A 17352-nucleotide genomic window follows, 5' to 3' on the forward strand; every position below is an offset into this window, starting at 1 on the left:
AGCCCATTCGTGAGACGGGGTCGACAGTGGCCCGTTCTACTCTGGTCTGGTCAGTTGGTTTCGCGGTAGCTGCGGGCTACCAGAGCGGAGCGTAGGTACCAGAGGCCGGTGGTGTGGCAGGGGTCGAAGCCGGTTAGTTGGCCTATTCGTTTCAGGCGGTAGTCGATGGTGTTGGTGTGTACGTGCAGGATTCGGGCGGTGCGTTGGCGGTTGAGGTTGTTGCTTATGTGCATTTGGAGGGTTTGCAGGAGTTCGGGGTATTCGTCGAGCGGGTCGAGCAGGGTGCCGAGGTGGTCGCGGGCGGGGCCGGGGCGGGTGAGCTGGAATTCGAGGGACAGGTCGTCGAAGCGGTAGAGGCCGTGTTCGAGTTTCAGCCGCTGGGCCATGTCGAGCAGGGCGTGGACCTGATCGGTCGCGATGGGGATCTGTTGTGGCGCGGCTTCGATCACGGTCGCGGTGATGGGAACGTGGGCGGCGCGGGAGAGGTGGGCGACGAATTCGTCGAGTCGGTCGTCGGGCAGCACGTCCACCGGGATCAGGATGGTGCCGCCGTCGACGCTCAGCAGCGACAAGGCTTGTTCCGGGTAGCGGGAGGCCAGTTCGGCCTGTGTGCGCCGCAGCTTGCGGCGGGCGACCACGCGGCTGTCGAGTATCGGGTTGCGTTCGTCGGGGTGCGGTGGAATCGCCACGGCCAGTACGCGATACGAGCCGGCGATCTCGATGCCGCATTCCCTGGCCATGGTGGAGGTGCTGTGGCCGCCGAGCAGGGCGGAGGTCAGGGTGTGCACCGCGGTGTGGTGCTCGCTGACCACCGCGCGCAATTCGCGCATATAAGCCACCGAGACCGTGGTCGTCATCCGATCCAGCAGGTCCACAACGAGTTTCGCGCCGCCCATCAGATTGGCATAATCCTCCGCAGTCAACACCAGCGCACCGTCAGGACCGACCTTGCGGGTGTACATGCTCGACGCCCCGGCCATCACGAGGTCTTGGCCGACCCGGAATCCTTCGTGGATGGCGTGGTGGATGGTGTCGATCGGGATGCCCTCGCGGGCCCACTGGGCGGCCGCGACTTCGAGACGCCTGGTCTTCTCGGGCAGGTCGCGGCCGTCCAGCATGCTCGCCGCCAGTTCCAGGCAGGTGCGGGTGATGATGGTGACGTCGCCGCGCAGCGCGTCGCCCGGCAGTGTCGCGCACGGCACCACGGTCTCCACGAAATGGCCGACCAGCCGCCGCGACAGCTCGCGCACGTCCTGCAACGGCCGCGACAGCGGCATGCCCGCCACCGTCAACCCGGAACCGGTCGAATCGACGAGCGACATCATGTTCTCCTTCCGCCCCGACTACGCACCGAAGCTACCGAGCCGCCGGACCGGCCGGACGTGCTCACGATCGGTCCGTGAATAGTCAGCAAATACCCCGTCCTCGGTTCTGTGATTTCTCACAGCGCGAGGGACGCGATGGGCCGATTCGCCACCGTCGCCATGGGCGGGCGGTCGGCCGGGCCGACCTCACTGAGAAACCGTCGCCGGTTCGAACCCGCACGCTCGAACTGTGGCAGCGGCGCACCGGAATCCGGAATGTCGAGCCGGTGCAGGAGCGTGGCGATCACCTGCCGGCTCATCGCGGCGAGTTCGGGTATCGGACGGTTGCGATGCACGCGGGCGCCGAGGTCGACCTCGGTGATCGAGCACAGCCCGTGACGTCGCCAGCAGTCGATGAGAATGCCGATCTCCACCCCGTAACCGGGCGCGAAGGGAATGGAGGTGAGCAGCCCACGAGTGGCGGCGTATTCCCCGCCCAGTGGTTGAGCCAGTTCGGCGAGGGCGGGCGCGAGCGCGGCCAGCAATGGTCGCGCTACCAGCTGGGTGACGCGCCCGCCGCCGTCGCGGTCGTAGACCGAATCATTGTGCAGCGCACGGCGATAGCAGCCTTTCACCAGGCGCAGATGATCCTCGAACAGCAGCGGCGCCACCAGTGCGGGCACGAACTTCGGGTCGGGAGCGACCAGGTCGGAGTCGATGAACACGATGAGGTCGCCGCCGGCCACCGCCAGCGATCGCCACAGGACTTCCCCCTTGCCCGGCCGCGACGGGAGGCCCGGCAGCGCCTCGTCGAGGGTGTACACCCTCGCGCCCGCACCGCGTGCGCGAGCGCGGGTGCGGTCGGTCGAGCCGGAGTCGACGACGAGTATCTCGTCGACGAGACCGCCGAGCAGCGGCCGGATCGATTCGATCACGCCGGCGACGGTGTTCTCCTCGTTCAATGCCGGTAGGACCACCGACACGCCGCGTCCGTCCTTGCGGTCGATGAGCTCGGGTAGCGTCCAGGGACGCTCGTATCGGGCGAAGTCGTTGGCGGGCAGGGTCATCGGCGCTCCTTGTCGTCGTGGAGAATCACGGTTCACAGGCCGGTTGCGAAGGTGTTCGTCGTCATCTCGGACCACAGCTGCGGCCACGGTCGTCTGGGCTCGTCGCACAGCCAGAGGTCGACCGAACGGTCGATGCCGGGAAATCCGCGCGGATCGTCGAGCCGCGAGAGCAATCGCACGGTCGAAAACGACCGGCGCAGCAGCGATTCGGCATCTCCAGCGCTGACGTACAGCGCCGAAGTCATTGCTGCGGGCGGCGTCCCGAACTGTGCGAAACCTCGGTTGGCGCTGTAGACCGGCAGCGGATCCGCAGCCATAATGTCCAATGCAGATGCTTGCCAATAGTTTTGGGCGACCACGACAGTATGGGCCGCCTGTTCGGGTGGCAGGCTGCGGTAGGCATTCGTCACGGCTGCGGTCAACCGGTCCCACCCGCTGGTGCCGAACACTCGCATTCGCGTGGACAATTCGGCGGCATCGGTGGTGGGCCGATAGAGCTGCGAGTCCGGGCGCGGAAGTGCGCACACCAGAACAAGGGCCACAGCGGCGGCCATCGCCGTCGAAGTGATCAGGACACGCCCCATTGCCCGAGGCGACAGTGGGCCCGCCCGCCCCACGAGACGAGTCGCCCCCGCAGCGAAGAGCACGGGCAGATACCCCGCCAGATAGTACGGCCGACCATCGACCGCCACCACGAACCCGATCTGCACCGCAACCGCGACAACGACGAATCGGTATCTGCGCCACTCCGATTCGACCGCGAGCGTCCAGCATCCGACCAGTGCCATCGGGACGCCGACGAGTCCGGCCAGCAGGACGATCTGCAGCGGCAGTCCCGCAACCCCACCGGTCGCAGATTGCTGCTCCTGGTCGATGACCGCACCCATGGCGAGTTGCGGCCAGCCATGAGTGCTCTGCCACCACAGCGCCGGTGCGGACGACACGGCGAGGATCCCGGCCGAGGCCCACAATGCGCGGCGTCGCACCACGATTCGCGGTCCCGCGAACACGAATCCCGCCGCCAGCCCGACCAGGAGCACCGCCACGAGCAGCTTGACCTGAATATCGACGACCACGACCACGGCCGCCGCGACCACGGCGGCGTCGCGGCCCGTCCGGGTCCAGCGGATCAGCAGCCAGACCGCCACCGCCGACAACGTCGCGTCGAAGGCGAAGGTCGACAACGCGGCAGCTTGGACAACCAGGAAAGGACAGGTGGCGAAGACCGAGGCCGCCAGGAGCTGCGCACGCCGACCGCCGCCGAGCTCCCGTGCCGTCAGCGCGGTCACCGCGATCGCCGTCACCGCCGCGACGATGGCGGGAATCCGCAGCGCGGCCGGGGAATGCGGCGCGATCACGTCCGCGGCCCGGGCTAGCATCGGTACCAGCGGCCCTTGGTCGACATAGCCGACGGCCGGCCGCCGCCCGGCCGAGACGAAATAGAGTTCGTCGCCGAAATAGTCGTAGCGGGCACACCTGGCCAGCAACAGTATCGCCGTCACGCCCACGACCGCCGCGACCGGACCCGCGGCGAATTCCGTCCGCAGAGGCGCGGGGTCGCCTGGTCGAGGGTTTCCAATGCCATGTTCGGCCCGCTTGGCGCGCAACACCTTGGCCGCGATCAACGCTGACTCCCCAGCCCGCGGGGCATGGCGAGCGTCAGTGCCCCGACGCCGAGCGCAATACCCGAGACCGTCCACAACAGCGTGACACCCGCCGCCAGATAGGAGTGCGCCATGGCGATCGATGCCGCCGCGGGCGCCGGCGGTGTCGTCGGACAGGTGTAGGCATCGAGAACCGGAGTGGCGGAGGCGAGGACGGCGTGGGCGCATTCACCGAACCGATCCACGACGTCGGTCCGCGCGCCCCCGGAAACGCCCGTGAGCGTCCGCGCCAGAACGGCTTTCCCCTGGTCGACCCCCGCACCGGATCCGACCAGGGTGAAAAACAGCGACCCCAGACACGCCGACCCGACGGCACTGCCGAGCTGCTGGATCGTCGGCAGCAGACCTGATGCCGAATCCTTGATCGCGGCGGAGACGCGGTCGGTGATGAGTGCGGGCAGCGGCGCCGCGAACCAGCCCATCCCGGCGCCGGCCAGAAAGACCGGTCCGCTGAGCAGGTTTCGATCGATCCCCGCCTGCGCCGGGTGCAACGACGACGCGATCAGCCCCAGCGAGAGCCCGAACAGCACGATCCCGGCCGTGAGCGCCCGAGTCCCGATGCGGGCCACCAGCATCGGTGCGGTGAGCGCCGCGGGCACCGCACCGAGGACGAACGGCGCCATGAGTCCCGCCGTCTGCAAGGCGGTCATGCCGAGCCCGGATTGCGCCGCGACCGACACGGTGAACAGGAAGGCGGTGAACAATCCGTAGAAAACCAGCATCGCCGTCGCGCCCACGACGAATCCGCGATCGCCGAAGATCTCGGCGCGCAGCAGCCCACTGCCCGCTGTTTTCCTGCCCAGCCGCCACCCGAACCAGGCCAGCATCGCCACCCCGGCGGTGATTGCCACGAACAGCAGTGCCGGCCAGCCCTTCTCACGGCCCACCGTAACCGGATAGAGGATCGACAGCAGTCCCGCCGACGACAGCAGGACACCCAGCAGATCGAATCGCGCGGCCCGGGCCGCCGCACCGAGGTGCAGACAGCGGTAGGCCAGCGCGAACCCCGCCGCACCCATCGGCACATTGAGGAGGAAGATGGCGTGCCATCCCAGCCCGAACGGGTTCGCGGCGATGATCACGCCACCGACCAGCGGCCCCGCCAAACCCGCCAGTCCGGCCACCGCACCATGGATTCCGAACACCAGCACCCTGCGCTCGGGTGCGAAGCAGGCGTTCACGATCGCCACCGTCTGAGCGGCCATCCCCGCCGCCCCCAAACCCTGCACCACCCGCCCGGCGACCAGGGTCGCGGCCTCGCTCGCACACCCGCACCAGATCGACGCCGCGACGAAGACCACCGTCGCGACCAGGAATACGGTTCGGCGGCCGTGGATTTCACCGAGGTGGGCGGCGGTCAGCAGCGCACAGGCGAAGGCAAGGCTGTAACCGGCGACAACCGCCAACTGTTGCGAACCGGACGCGGGCAGATCGCGCGCCAGGTTCGGCAATGCCGTGTTGACGACGGTCAGGTCCAGCATCTGCATGAACACCCCGATCAGGCACGCCGTCAGCGCACCCCACGGTGACGCCCGGCGACCGGCCCGAGTAGCGTTGCGGGCCAACGCGATCGGTGTGGTCATCGCGCCGAACCGTTACTGTCGGCGGTCTCGGCGGTCACGGCCGTGATCGTCGAGAGCAGTGCCTTCACATACCGTTCGATGGACGTGCGCGCCTCGGGTGTATCGGGAAACAGCAGGCTCAGCGTCGTCACGTCGGGGAATCGGTTCACCCACGCGTAGACCGCCCCGGGGGCGGCGCTGTTGGCGAACATCCCACCGTGGATCGCGTCGAACATCTCCACACCGGGAATCTTGCGGACATCGACGTAGGACACCATGGTCGCCGCCCATCCGGGCCCGATACGAATGCCGGGCTCACCGGCGGCGAGTTGCACCACGCGGTGGGGAGAGACATGGGTGAGGTCCTTGACCGCATCAGCCGCCCGGTCGGCCTTGGCGACCAGGGTCGCGAACCGGTCGTCGGCCGCCACGTCGAAGGCGATCGGCACCAGGTTCGTGTACCAGCCGATCGACGCGCTCTCGTCCACGCTGTTGCGGGTGTTCACCGGCGTGAGCGCGAAATACATTGCCCGGTCCTCGAATTCGAGCTCGGCCAGCGCGAGCGCGGCGAACAGGCCGCTCAGGAATCGACCTCCGGACTCGGTGCACACCCGCTCGAATCGCGCCGCGGCGGCCTCGTCGAACAGCGGCAGGGTGATCTGCGCACCGCGACGGTAGGCCGCCCCGGTGTCGGCACCCAGATCGACCGGCAGCGCGGGCATGTCACCGCCGTTGCGCCGCAACAGGTCCAGCCACAGCCGCACCTTCGGTGAACGCGCCCGCAGCCGGTCGTTGAAGTGTCGTTCCCGGACGCAATACGCGAGATGGCTACCGGCGGCGGGAAGTTCGGCTGCGTGGCCGGACAGTTCGCTGCCGTACAGCATCAGCAGGTCCGTGCAGGTCAGGGCTTGGGCCACACCGTCGGTGTGCAGATGGTCGATGGCAGCGTAGACGGTGAACGACTCCTCGCGCTGAATCACCCCGAAGCCGAAGCATTCCCAGTGCAGAGCATTGGGAACGGTCGCTTGCACATGCGCGCGGATATCGGCGCCGCCATTGAAACAACCGTGGTCGGTCTGGGTGACCTCGACCATGTCGGGGTCGATCACGCGCCGCACCACCGAACCGTCGGGCTCGTGGGTGAACCAGCTGCCGAAGGTGTCGTGGCGGCGCAGAAACCGGGTCACCGTGCGTCCCATCGCCGGCAGATCGGCCTGCCCCGGCATGTCGAAGACGATCATGCACAGCCGAGAACCGCGCACGCCCGCATCCACGGTGCGCAGCGTGGCCCGCAGATACTCCTCCTGTTGCAGCGACGGCGGGGACAGATGCGCCGGCGCGGCCAGCATGGCGGCCCGAGACTGCTGCGCCGGCGTCCAGGCGATGATCCGTCCGGGCGCCGGATGCCAATCGTCGAAAAAGCCGAAGTCGACCACGAAAGCCTCGATTCACCACAGTTTTTCCGAAGCACACGCTCCGATGCCCCGCAGTCAACGGCACCGGGGCGGTCGGAAACCCCCGCGATCACCGAACCTTGTGAAGATTCCTCGAGCCCGACAAGCCCACCAGCCCGAGCCCTACCCGATCTCCGAATAGCGTTGCCGCTTCACCGGATTCACTCCTACGCTCGGCGGCCACAAGGCAGGCGACCTCGGGAGTGACTGTGACCGGTACGCATACGCGAGCGCGGTACCGGCTCCGAGCCGGGCTGACCCGTTCGTGCGCGGTGCTGGCGCTGTTGTGGTTCCAGACCGCAGTGACGGCCGCCGGGCCCGCACCGGTGCCCGTCACGGTGCCCGAGATACAGCTGACCGCGCGCAGCTCCCCCGACGGCTCCCACCTCGTCGACGTGGCCGAAACGACGAACCGAATGCTCGACCTGCGCGTGTACTCGACGGCGATGAATTCCGTCATCACCGTGAAAGTGCTTCGTGCACCCGATGGTTCGACACCCGCGCCGGTGCTGTACCTCCTCAACGGAGCCAATGGCGGCCTGGACCGAAGCAGCTGGTTCGAGCAGACCGACATCGCCGACTTCTTCGCCGACAAACAGGTCACCCTCGTGATTCCTCTGGGCGGTCGCGGCAGCTACTTCACCGACTGGCGCGCCGACGACCCCGTCCTGGGGCGACAACGCTGGACCACCTTCCTGACCCGGGAACTTCCGCCCGTGGTGAATTCGGCGCTGAACGGCTCCGGCGCCAATGCCATCGCCGGAATCTCGATGGCGGGCACCTCGACCTTCCAACTGGCCCTCGCCGCCCCCGGCCTCTACCGGGCGCTCGGCTCCTATAGCGGCTGCGCGCGAACCAGTGACCCCCAAGGCCAAGCCTTCGTCACCGCCGTGGTCACCCGCTGGGCGGGCAACCCCGCCAACATGTGGGGCCCTCCCACCGACCCAGCCTGGGCCGCCGCCGACCCCTATCTACACGCCGACCGCCTGCGCGGAATCGCCATCTTCGTCTCATCAGGAACGGGCCTCCCGGGCCCCCTCGACCGCCTCGACGGACCCGGTATCGACGGCGACGTCCCCAAGCTGCTGGCTCAATTGACCAGCGGCGCAGCCCTGGAAGCCGTCACCGATCAATGCGCCCTAGCCCTGCGCGACCGCCTCGCCACCCTGGACGTCCCCGCGACCTTCACCCTCCGCCCCACCGGCACCCACTCGTGGGGCTACTGGCAACAAGACCTCCACAACTCCTGGCCCCTCTTCGCCCGCGCGCTCGGGTCCGATCGCTAGCCTCCAGCGCAAGGCGTGGTTCGTTCACGACGGTGTGATCGCCCAGTCGAGGCAGCGGGTGAGGAGGGTCCGGAAGGCAGGGACGGTCCAGCTGCCGCGGTCGGTGACCCCGAGGTCGTCGACGCCCAGGTCTTGGAGGTCGTAGCGGCCTCGGCAGTGCCCGAGGGTGAAATAGCAGACCGTGCCCTGGCCGTGGTTTTTGAGGTAGAGAACGGGGCGCGGGGCCGAGTCTGTGAGGTGGCCTTCCTCGAAGCCGGGAGAGGGACCGGTGTAGTGGGTGTGGGCCAGGACTTGCAGGGGTGGGTGCAGTTCGCTGAGGTAGAGCTCGTCGGTCACTTCGAAGGGGGTGAGGCCGTGGAGGAATGGGTGGTCGGGTTCGGTGAATTCGACGCGGTAGGGGGCGATGGGTGGGTGGCCGAGGAATTGGCTGCCGAGGACGGGGGCCAGGTCGCCGAAGGCGCGGGGGGTGGCGAAGCGGTCGGCGGCGAGAGGTTCGATGGCGGCGTTGGTGGCGTGCAGGGCCAGCCAGCGGCCGCCGCGGGCAACGAAATCGATGAGGGCGCTGCGTTGCTCGGGGGTGGGGACGACAGCGCAGGTGTAGGTGATGAGGAGGTCGGCGGCGGCGAGGGCGTCGAGGCAGGCGTAGTTCTCGTAGGTGCGGGTGCGGACGTGTTCGTGGGCGGCCAGTTCGGTGAGTAGCTGAAGTCTGGCGTAGTCGAAATCGTGCCAGCGGCCGCCGCACACCAGCACCGCGTCGACGCGTCCCGCCGGTCCGGCCATGGTGAAATCCCTTCTGCTGTCAGGTGATACGCGGGTCAGTAGTCGAAGCGGTTGGTGAAGCCGCCGTCCACGACCAGGTTGGTGCCGGTGATGTGGCCGGCGGCCGGCGAGGCGAGGAACGCGACGGCGGCGGCGACGTCCTCGGCACTGGCGAGCTTGCCGAGCGCGGAGGACGCGACCGCGCCCTGGTAGAGGTCCGGCATCGCGCCGCGGATCTGCTCCCAGACGCCGCCCTCGAAGTACACCGGCCCGGGCGAGACGGCGTTGACCCGGATACCCTTGGGTCCCAGCGCCCGGGCCTGCGCCGAAACATGCTGCAGCATGGCTGCTTTCAGCGCCCCGAAACTGTTGGCGGTGGGCAGGATCCCGGCTTCCAGCGCGGAGGTGCTGGCGATGGCGACCACGGCGGCGACCTCGCTGCGCTCGAGGTGCGGGGCGCCGGCTTCGAGGGCGGTGACCAGGCTCATGAGGTCGGTGCGGAAGTTGTCGCCCCACGGGTCGGGCCCGGTGCCGACCGAGGCCGAGGCGTTGACGACGAGGATGTCGAGGCCGCCGAGCGCGCTCGCGGTGTCCTCGACGAAGGCGGTGAGGGCGGCCGGATCGGCGACGTCGACGGTGCGGTGGAAGACGGTGCCGCCCTGGGCTTCCAGTCGCGACGCGGCTTCGGCGAGGCTGTCGCCGCCGCGGGCGCACAACCCCACCGAGGCGCCCTCGGCGAGCAGGGCGCGGGCGGTGGCCAGCCCGATACCGCGGCTGCCGCCGGTGATCAGCGCGCGACGACCCTTGAGATCGAGGTCCATGAACTACTCCATTTCTCTTTGACTATGTTGTGCCGCAGGGGAATACGTGTGCTCAGTCTTCGAGCTTGCCCAGCGTCGCGCCGACGGGATAATCGGTGTCGGTCTCGGCGTCCCCGTAGCGCAACACTCCGGCGACGGGGGCGGGGATCTCGGTTTCGACCTTGTCGGTGCCCACGGTGTAGAGCGGTTCGCCCTCGGCGACCGTGCTGCCGTCGGGCACCAGCCACCCCAGGAACGTGCCCTCGGTCATGGAGACGTCGAGCTTGGGCATTCGGATTTCCATGCGGTGTCGCTTTCTCGGGTTTCGCGGCGGTCAGGGTTCGATGCGCAGGGCGTGGCTGGGGCAGGTGGCGACCGCGGTCCGGGCCGCCTCGGCCCGATCGGCCGGGTCGTCGCACAGCACGTGCGCGATGCCGTCCTCGCCGACTTCGAAGAGTCCGGGATCGACGGCCTCGCACAGGCCGTGGCCCACGCACAAGTCGCGGTTCACGATCACTTTCACGGGGGATGTCCGATCATCGGGTGAGAATGGTGCAGCCGCTGAGCCCGGGCGCGCCGTAGACGTGCGAGAACGCCACCCGCGGCCGGTTCGGCACCTGCCGGTCGCCGGCGTGGCCGCGCAGTTGCAGCACGTTCTCGTGGATCTGCCGCAGCCCGGACGCGCCGATGGGCTCGCCGTTGGCCAGGCAGCCGCCGTCGGTGTTGACCGGCAGCGTCCCGTCGATTTCGGTTGCGCCACTGTCGATCAGCGTGGCCTGCTGTCCGTGCGCGCACAGCCCCGTCTCGGCCAGGTGGATGATCTCCGCCCCCGCGTCGGTGTCCTGCAACTGGGCGACCGCCACATCGGCGGGACCGACGCCGGCCAGTTCGAAGGCGGCGCGGGCGGCCTCGACGGTCGGGCTGTCACCGCGCTGGATCGACAGCGAGGGGCTGAGCACCTCGAACGATCCGGGACGGCGGGTGCGCACCGTGGTGGCCGCGACCCGCACCGGATCGGACCGTAATCGCTTGGCGCGCTGGGCCGCACCGAGCACCAGCGCACACGCGCCGTCGCCGGGCGAGCACAGCATGTACTGGCGCAGCGGGTCGCTCAGCATCGGCGAATTGTCGATATCGTGCTCCGTCAGCGGCTTTCGCCGCCACGCATTGGGATTGCGCGAGCCATTGCGAAACGCCTTGGCGGCCACCGAGGTCAGCAGCCGAGGCGGCAGGTCGTGCTCGTACAGATACCGCTGGATCTTGAGCGCGAAGAACTGCGAGGTCATGGCCAGCCCGGTGGTGCCGTACCACTGCCCCAGCCCCATCTGCTCGGGCCGAATGGCGAATGCCCCGCGCGGATGCGAATCGAACCCCACCACCAGCGCCAATTCCGCTGCGCCGGAAGCGATCGCGTGCACCGCCGTGGCCAGCGAACTGCTCCCGGTCGCACAGCCGTTGAAGACGTTGACGAACGGCACACCGGTGAGCCCGAGGTCGGAGACGAGCGTATCGGCCGAGCCCGCGGACATGCTGCCGCCCACCGCGAAGTCGATATCGCCCCACTCGACCCCGGCGTCGGCCAGCGCGATCCGGATGGCGCGCACCGCCTCACCGCGCGCGGTCGTGTCCTGGTAGCGGCCGAACGGCGTGCATCCCACGCCGACGATGTCCACGGCGTTCACTGCCGGTCTCCCTCGGTCTCGGGCGCGAAGGCGAAGGTGATCGCGCGTTCGCCGCAGTGGGACAGCACCTCGAAGGGGATGAGCCGCAAAGGCATTCCGATGCGCAGCGCGGCCGGATCGGCGTCGGTCAGCAGCGCCTCGACGATCACTTCGCCCGGCAACTCCACATACCCGAGCCCGAAGGGCTCGAACTCGCCGGAGCGCGGCACGTAGGGCGGGCTCGGTGGCGGAAACCGCTGAATCGTCCAGCTCCACAGCACGCCCCGGTCCGGCAGGCGCACGGTGTGGGTCTCGGTCGCGCCGCAGCGCCGGCAGGCGGCCTGCGGCGGGAAATCGGTTTCGCCGCACCGCGCGCAACGGCTGCCCCGCAAGGCGATGCGGTCCTCGGTCCACTCCATGATTGCTGGATCGATCGGTCTGGTGGTCACGACCGGCCACCTCCTTCGGTGTTCTCGCGGGGTGCGGGGCGGACCCCGCGTTTGTGCACGACCACGTCGCCGTGCACCCGGGCTTGACAGGCCAGCCGGACCGGACCGGCATGCCGGCCGAGGGTGGCGCTGATCTCTCGAATGGCCTGTGCCTCGGCGGGTTCGGGTGTCGAGAGCCGCTCGCTGTGTTCGAGGACTTCGACGAAGCACACCCGGCAATCGCCTTTGCCGCCGCACACCGTCGGCCAGCGGTAGCCCGCGGCGACCCCGGCCGCCATGAGCGGCTGCCCGGGCGCGCTGCTGAATCGAATGCCGGACGGGCGCACCGTCACAGTCGGATATCGTTCAGCCACGGCGCAACTCGCGCCACGGCCGGCCGCGATCGGGATCGGGTTCCCGGTCCAGGCCGAGTACGCGTTCGCCGATGATGGTGCGCTGGATCTCCGAGGTGCCGCCCGCGATGGTGAAGCGACGGCTGTCGAGCAGCGCGTGCGCCTGCGCGGGCATCGGCTCGGCCCCGGGTTCGGCCGCCACCAGCGCCTCGAGATCATCGGAGTCCCAGTAGGCCGCCCGGGCGCCGGCCAGCTCGAAATCGATCTCGGCGATGCGCTGGGCCAGCTCGGACTGCACCAGTTTAGTGATCGACCCGATCGAGGCGGAACCCGAAGCGCGCGTGCCCGATTGGGCTTGTGCGCGGATGCGGAGATTGGTGAGCGTGAGGGCCCGCTCGGTGGCGTACAGCGCGGCCAATCGATCCCGCACCGGTTCCTCGGCCCACCGCCCGCTGTCGTGAGCGCGCGCGAGCACCGGCGCGAGGGTGAGACCGCCGGCTTCACTGCCGCCCGACAGTCCCGAGCGTTCGGCGCTGAGGGTGGACAACGCCACCCGCCAGCCTTCGTGCACCGGACCCAACCGGGCGCTGTCGGGCACGATCACCTCGTCGAGGAACACCTCGCAGAAGTGCTCGCCGCCGGTGAGCTGCCGCAACGGCCGCGTCCGCACGCCCGGCAGCCGCATGTCCAGCAGAAAGCAGGTGATGCCCGCGTGTTTGGGCTGTTCCGGATCGGTGCGGGCCAGCAGCAGACCGTAACCCGACCGGTCGGCGAACGAACTCCAGATCTTCTGGCCGGTGACGATCCAATGCCCGTCGTCGGTCGCGACCGCACGCGTGGCCAGCGACGCCAGATCGGAACCCGCACCGGGCTCGCTGAACAACTGACACCACATCTCGGCGCCGGACGCGATACCGGGCAGGTGAAACGCCCGCTGTTCGGCGGTGCCCCAGCTCATGATCGCGGGCCCGGCCAACATCAGCGGCACGAAGTGATACACCGGCAGATCGGCGCGGTACCGCGCGAGTTCGGTGCGCACCACCTCGGCGTGCTCGGCGTCCAGGCCCGCGCCGCCGTGCTCGTGCGGCCACTGCGGCACCGTCCACCCCCGCTCGCTCAGCAGGGTGAACCACTGCCGCGCCGCGGCCGGGTCGGACAGCGCGGGTTCGGCGTCGAGATCACCGGAATCGATGGCCGCCAACCACTTCGCCGGCAGATGAGCGCGCACCCAGTGTTCGACTTCGTGACGGAAGTCCGCCAGGTCGGAATCAGTGTTCATCGCCGCCACCTCGCGCGAGATCGTCGCCGTCCGTCGAGTCCAGCAGCTCCGCCAGCCGCCGCCGATGCCATGCCGCACCGCCCGCCAGCGCAGTCACGGCGCGGGCACGCCGCAGATACCGATGCGCCCAGTGTTCCCACGTGATCGCCATACCCCCGTGCAATTGCACCGCCGCGGTGGTCACGGTGACGGCAGCCTCGGCCGCAAGCGCCGACGCCACCGCGAGATCGATTGCGGTACTGTGCTTTTCCGGGCTCGTCGTGAGCCCCCAGGCAGCCCCGTACACCGCCGAGCGGGTCAGCTCCACCTGCGCCGCCAGATCCGCCAGCCGATGCTTGACCGCCTGGAACGACCCGATCGTCCGCCCGAACTGCACCCGCGTCCGCGCATGCTCGACGGTCCGGTCCAGCGCACAACGCGCCACCCCGAGCCCCTCGGCCGCCAGCACCAACCGCCCCCGCGCCCGCATGGCGGCCAGCGCCTCGCGCCCGGCAGCGCCGTGCAGCGCGCAATCCGTGTCCGCCCCAGCACATTCGGCGGCACCCACCGATCGCGACAGGTCCAAGCCCTGCCGCGCGGACAACCTGACATCGCCGGTTCCGGCGCAGAGCACGACCACTGCGGTCCGCGATGCGGAATCCGCCGCACCCGGCACGGTCGAGTCCACCACGGCGGTGCACAGCAGCAACGAAGCACCGGCGGCATCCCAGATCGGCTCGACGCGTCCCGAAACCCGCTGGGCCGCATCCATTCCGGGCAACGCACCGACATCGGGCCCGCCCAGCAGTGCGGTGGCCGCGGCCGGTCGTTCGTGCCCGGTACGGAGGGCCGAGGCGGCGGGCCACCCCGCATCGCCCGTCGTCTCGGCCAGAGCGGCGGTCATGGCGGCGGAGAGGACGGGGCCGCCGTAGAGTGCGGCGCCGGATTCCTCGGCGAGGATGGCGAGATCGATGGGGGTGCCGGGTGGTTGGCCGTCCGCGCCGCCGAATAGGAGTTCGCCGATTCCGGCCTCGCCGCACAGTCGTTGCCAGGCTATTGGCGGGTCGTCGTCCGTCGCGGCCTGGGCGAACCAGTGGCGCAACATGTCTCGGAGGGCGTGGTGTTCATCGGTGAAGTCGAACAGCGCCGGTGCGATGGTGGTCATGATGGTCCCCCGGAGGTGGCCGCGGGTTCGCGGCGGGCGGCGAGATAGCGCTCCCGCAGGCGGCGTTTGTCGAGTTTGCCCATGATGGTGCGCGGGTCGTCGGCGAGGAATTCGACGGTCGCCGGGCACTTGTAGTGCGCCAGGCGCGCTCGGCAGAATTCCACGAGTTCGGCTGGGCTGGGCGGGTTCTGGGTGGGGACGACCAAGGCGAGCAGCTGTTCACCGAGGTCGGCGTGCGGGATACCGAGCACCGCGACGTCGGCCACCCCGGGATGGGTGCGCAGCACCGCCTCGGATTCGGCGGGGTAGATATTGACCCCGCCGCTGACCACCATGTCCGAGGCGCGGTCGGTGAGATACAGGTACCCGTCCGCATCGAGATACCCGATCTCGCCGATGACGAAGGCATCCCCGTCCAGATAGCTGCGCCGAGTCTTGTCAGGGTCGTTGTGATAGCTCGGCTGTGCGCCATTGGTCGAGCGCACGCACACCAGCCCCTGCTCCCCCGCCGCCAGCACCCCGCCGTCGGCATCGCGAATGGTGAGCTCATAGCCGGGCAGCGCGCGTCCGACCGATCCCGGATGCGCCAGCCACTCCACGGAGTCGATGAACGTCACGGTGCCGACTTCAGTGGAGCCGTACGCTTCTCGCAGGATCGGCCCGAACCAGTCGATCATGGCCCGTTTGATGTGGACCGGGCAGGCCGCGCCCGTATGCACCACGGCGGTGAGGCTCGACAGGTCGTAGCGGGCGCGGGTCGCCGCGGGCAGCGCCAACAGTCGCGAGAAGTGGGTGGGCACCATCATCGTGCTCGCGACTCGATGCCGATCGATGAGCCGCAGTACTACCTCGGCGTCGAATTTGGGCAGGATCACCAGGGGTGCACCGACGCACAGCCCGCGCACGCCGCCGATCGGACCGGTGTGGTGCATGGGTCCCACGATCAAATGCCGCCCGCTGGGCCGCACCGGGGAGGCTTCCAGTCGCCGGACGTGCTCGACCATCGAATCCCCGCCGGGGAACATCTGTTCCGGCAGCCGCACCCCCTTGGGCACACCGGTGGTCCCGGAGGTGTAGTACAGCGGCGCGGCCGGCGCGATCCGCTCGGACACCGGGACATCCGGTGTCGTCTCCAGAATCGTTTCGAGTGCCTCGATGCCGTCCGATTCCGCTGCGCCCCAGGCGATCACCCGAACGTCCCGGGCGACCTCGCGCACGACCGGCGCGGTGCGGGCACTGCACAGCACGGTGTGCGCATCCGAGTCGGCCAGAATGTGGCGCACCTCGGCGGCGGTGAGGGTGAAGTTCACCGGCACCACCGACGCTCCCGCGAAGGTCGCCGCCAGATGCGCCAGCGCGGTGTGAGCGCTGTTCTCCGCCATCACCGCAACCCGCCTACCGCGCCCGGCCCCGCTGGCGAGCAGATGGCCCGCCAGCCGGTCGACCAGCGAATTCAGTTGCGGCCACGTCCATTCGGTCGCGCCGTCGGTGACGGCGAGCCCGCCCGGATCCCGCTGTGCCGCCGCTGCCAGCCCGTATGCCACCGCGCGCCCCTCACCCCGCCACGCGCACCCGCGACCGGGCGAGGGTCGCGCGGACGGCGGTGACTATGGCGTCGTGACTGGGCAGGAACGCGTCCTCGAGCGGTTTGGCGTACGGGATCGGCGTGTTCGCGCCGGCCACCCGCGCCACCGGCGCACCCAGCTCGTCGAAAAGCGACTCGCTGATCAGGGCGGCCAGTTCCGCACCGAAACCATTGCGCCGCACGGCTTCGTGCACGACGACCGCGTGCCGAGTGCGCGCCACCGACTCCAGCACCGCCCGCTCGTCCAGCGGCACCAGCGACCGCAGGTCCAGCACCTCGGCCTCGATCCCGTCCGCCGCCAACACCCCGGCGGCCGCGACCGCGTCGTGCACCTGACGCCCGTACGAGATCAGCGTGATGTCGCGGCCGGATCGCACGGTGGCGGCCACACCCAGCGGCACCACATGGTGTCCGACCGGAACCGGTTGCGGCGGTGCGAAATACAGCAGGCTCTGCTCCACGATCACACACGGATCCGGATCGAGGATGCAGGCGGTCAGCAGCCCCTTGGCGTCGGCCGGATTGCTCGGCACCACCACCTTCAACCCGGGGATATGGGTGAGCCACGCTTCCAGCATCTCCGAATGCTGTGCGCCGAACTGCATTCCGGCCCCGGCCGCGCAGCGCACCGTCAACGGAACGCTGGTCTGCCCGCCGGACATGTAGCGCAGTTTCGCGGCATGGTTGGACAGCTGGTCCAGGCACACGGCCAGGAAGTCCATGAGCATGATCTCCGCGACCGGCCGCATGCCGGCCACCGCCGCGCCGACCGCCGCACCCATGATGGCCTGCTCGCTGATCGGGGTGGCCCGAACCCGATGCGCCCCATGCTTGCTCGACAGTCCGGCCGTCACCTTGAACACGCCCCCGCCCGGATCGGCGATGTCCTCGCCCAGCAGGAACACCGACGGGTCCCGGCCGAGCATGTCGTCGAGTGCGCTGCCCAAGGCTTGGAACCCGAGCATGGGCTGGGTTTCGACGGCCGTCTCGACGGTCTCCTGTGCGA

The 17352-nt window shown here is 69.3% G+C and carries 17 protein-coding genes; 1 reads left to right on the top strand and 16 read right to left on the bottom strand.

Features of this window, described 5'->3' with window-relative positions; all coding sequences use genetic code 11:
* Window positions 1-50: 50 nt before the first annotated feature.
* The 5 genes from D7D52_RS18185 to D7D52_RS18205 all read right to left on the bottom strand — a co-directional run bounded on the left by D7D52_RS18185 (window position 51) and on the right by D7D52_RS18205 (window position 7033).
* Window positions 51-1322, bottom strand: coding sequence for a PucR family transcriptional regulator (locus tag D7D52_RS18185; protein ID WP_120744225.1), 1272 nt, complete (start codon window positions 1320-1322; stop codon window positions 51-53).
* Window positions 1323-1441: 119 nt separating this feature from the next.
* Window positions 1442-2371, bottom strand: coding sequence for a glucosyl-3-phosphoglycerate synthase (locus D7D52_RS18190; RefSeq protein ID WP_120737999.1), 930 nt, complete (start codon window positions 2369-2371; stop codon window positions 1442-1444).
* Between the two features lie 32 nt (window positions 2372-2403).
* Window positions 2404-3873, bottom strand: coding sequence for a glycosyltransferase family 39 protein (locus D7D52_RS18195; RefSeq protein WP_162958387.1), 1470 nt, complete (start codon window positions 3871-3873; stop codon window positions 2404-2406).
* A 119-nt stretch (window positions 3874-3992) separates the two neighbouring features.
* A complete protein-coding gene (locus tag D7D52_RS18200) occupies window positions 3993-5618 on the bottom strand; it encodes an MFS transporter (RefSeq protein ID WP_120738003.1) in 1626 nt (541 codons plus the stop codon).
* Complete coding sequence (locus D7D52_RS18205) at window positions 5615-7033, bottom strand: condensation domain-containing protein (protein WP_120738005.1); 1419 nt, start codon at window positions 7031-7033, stop codon at window positions 5615-5617. Before D7D52_RS18205 ends, D7D52_RS18200 begins: the two co-directional genes overlap by 4 nt.
* Window positions 7034-7260: 227 nt before the next feature.
* On the opposite strand from D7D52_RS18205, the gene D7D52_RS18210 reads away from it, so the two are divergent.
* Entirely contained in the window at window positions 7261-8337 is a 1077-nt protein-coding gene (locus D7D52_RS18210) for an alpha/beta hydrolase (protein WP_425464642.1), read from the top strand.
* 24 nt (window positions 8338-8361) lie between these two features.
* On the opposite strand, the gene D7D52_RS18215 is transcribed toward D7D52_RS18210, so the two are convergent.
* From D7D52_RS18215 to D7D52_RS18265, 11 genes are read right to left on the bottom strand one after another with little or no spacing between them, the layout of a single operon-like run.
* Window positions 8362-9117, bottom strand: coding sequence for a ThuA domain-containing protein (locus D7D52_RS18215; RefSeq protein WP_120738006.1), 756 nt, complete (start codon window positions 9115-9117; stop codon window positions 8362-8364).
* 35 nt (window positions 9118-9152) lie between these two features.
* On the bottom strand, window positions 9153-9917 hold the full coding sequence (locus D7D52_RS18220) for an SDR family NAD(P)-dependent oxidoreductase (RefSeq protein ID WP_120738008.1): 765 nt from the start codon (window positions 9915-9917) through the stop codon (window positions 9153-9155).
* A 52-nt stretch (window positions 9918-9969) separates the two neighbouring features.
* Entirely contained in the window at window positions 9970-10188 is a 219-nt protein-coding gene (locus D7D52_RS18225) for a biotin/lipoyl-containing protein (protein ID WP_246023924.1), read from the bottom strand.
* Window positions 10189-10230: 42 nt separating this feature from the next.
* Window positions 10231-10419: a ferredoxin gene (locus D7D52_RS18230; protein ID WP_120738012.1), complete on the bottom strand. Its 189-nt coding sequence runs from the start codon at window positions 10417-10419 to the stop codon at window positions 10231-10233.
* A gap of 13 nt (window positions 10420-10432) precedes the next feature.
* Window positions 10433-11578, bottom strand: a complete 1146-nt coding sequence (locus tag D7D52_RS18235) for a thiolase family protein (protein WP_120738014.1) — start codon at window positions 11576-11578, stop codon at window positions 10433-10435.
* Window positions 11575-12006 (bottom strand): Zn-ribbon domain-containing OB-fold protein, encoded by a 432-nt coding sequence (locus tag D7D52_RS18240; protein ID WP_246023926.1) that lies wholly within the window; start codon window positions 12004-12006, stop codon window positions 11575-11577. Before D7D52_RS18240 ends, D7D52_RS18235 begins: the two co-directional genes overlap by 4 nt.
* A complete protein-coding gene (locus D7D52_RS18245) occupies window positions 12003-12338 on the bottom strand; it encodes a 2Fe-2S iron-sulfur cluster-binding protein (RefSeq protein WP_120738018.1) in 336 nt (111 codons plus the stop codon). The genes D7D52_RS18240 and D7D52_RS18245 overlap by 4 nt, the downstream gene beginning before the upstream one ends.
* 13 nt (window positions 12339-12351) lie before the next feature.
* Window positions 12352-13617 (bottom strand): acyl-CoA dehydrogenase family protein, encoded by a 1266-nt coding sequence (locus D7D52_RS18250; protein WP_120744227.1) that lies wholly within the window; start codon window positions 13615-13617, stop codon window positions 12352-12354.
* Window positions 13607-14761, bottom strand: a complete 1155-nt coding sequence (locus D7D52_RS39215; RefSeq protein WP_120738020.1) for an acyl-CoA dehydrogenase family protein — start codon at window positions 14759-14761, stop codon at window positions 13607-13609. The genes D7D52_RS18250 and D7D52_RS39215 overlap by 11 nt, the downstream gene beginning before the upstream one ends.
* Window positions 14758-16305 carry an AMP-binding protein gene (locus D7D52_RS18260; RefSeq protein WP_120738022.1) on the bottom strand — a complete coding sequence of 516 codons (1548 nt, stop codon included), beginning with the start codon at window positions 16303-16305 and terminating at the stop codon, window positions 14758-14760. Before D7D52_RS18260 ends, D7D52_RS39215 begins: the two co-directional genes overlap by 4 nt.
* Before the next feature lie 10 nt (window positions 16306-16315).
* Entirely contained in the window at window positions 16316-17311 is a 996-nt protein-coding gene (locus D7D52_RS18265) for an alpha-ketoacid dehydrogenase subunit beta (RefSeq protein ID WP_425464681.1), read from the bottom strand.
* Window positions 17312-17352: the final 41 nt, after the last annotated feature.

Origin of the sequence: Nocardia yunnanensis (genome assembly GCF_003626895.1) — a bacterium.
Lineage (GTDB): Bacteria > Actinomycetota > Actinomycetes > Mycobacteriales > Mycobacteriaceae > Nocardia > Nocardia yunnanensis.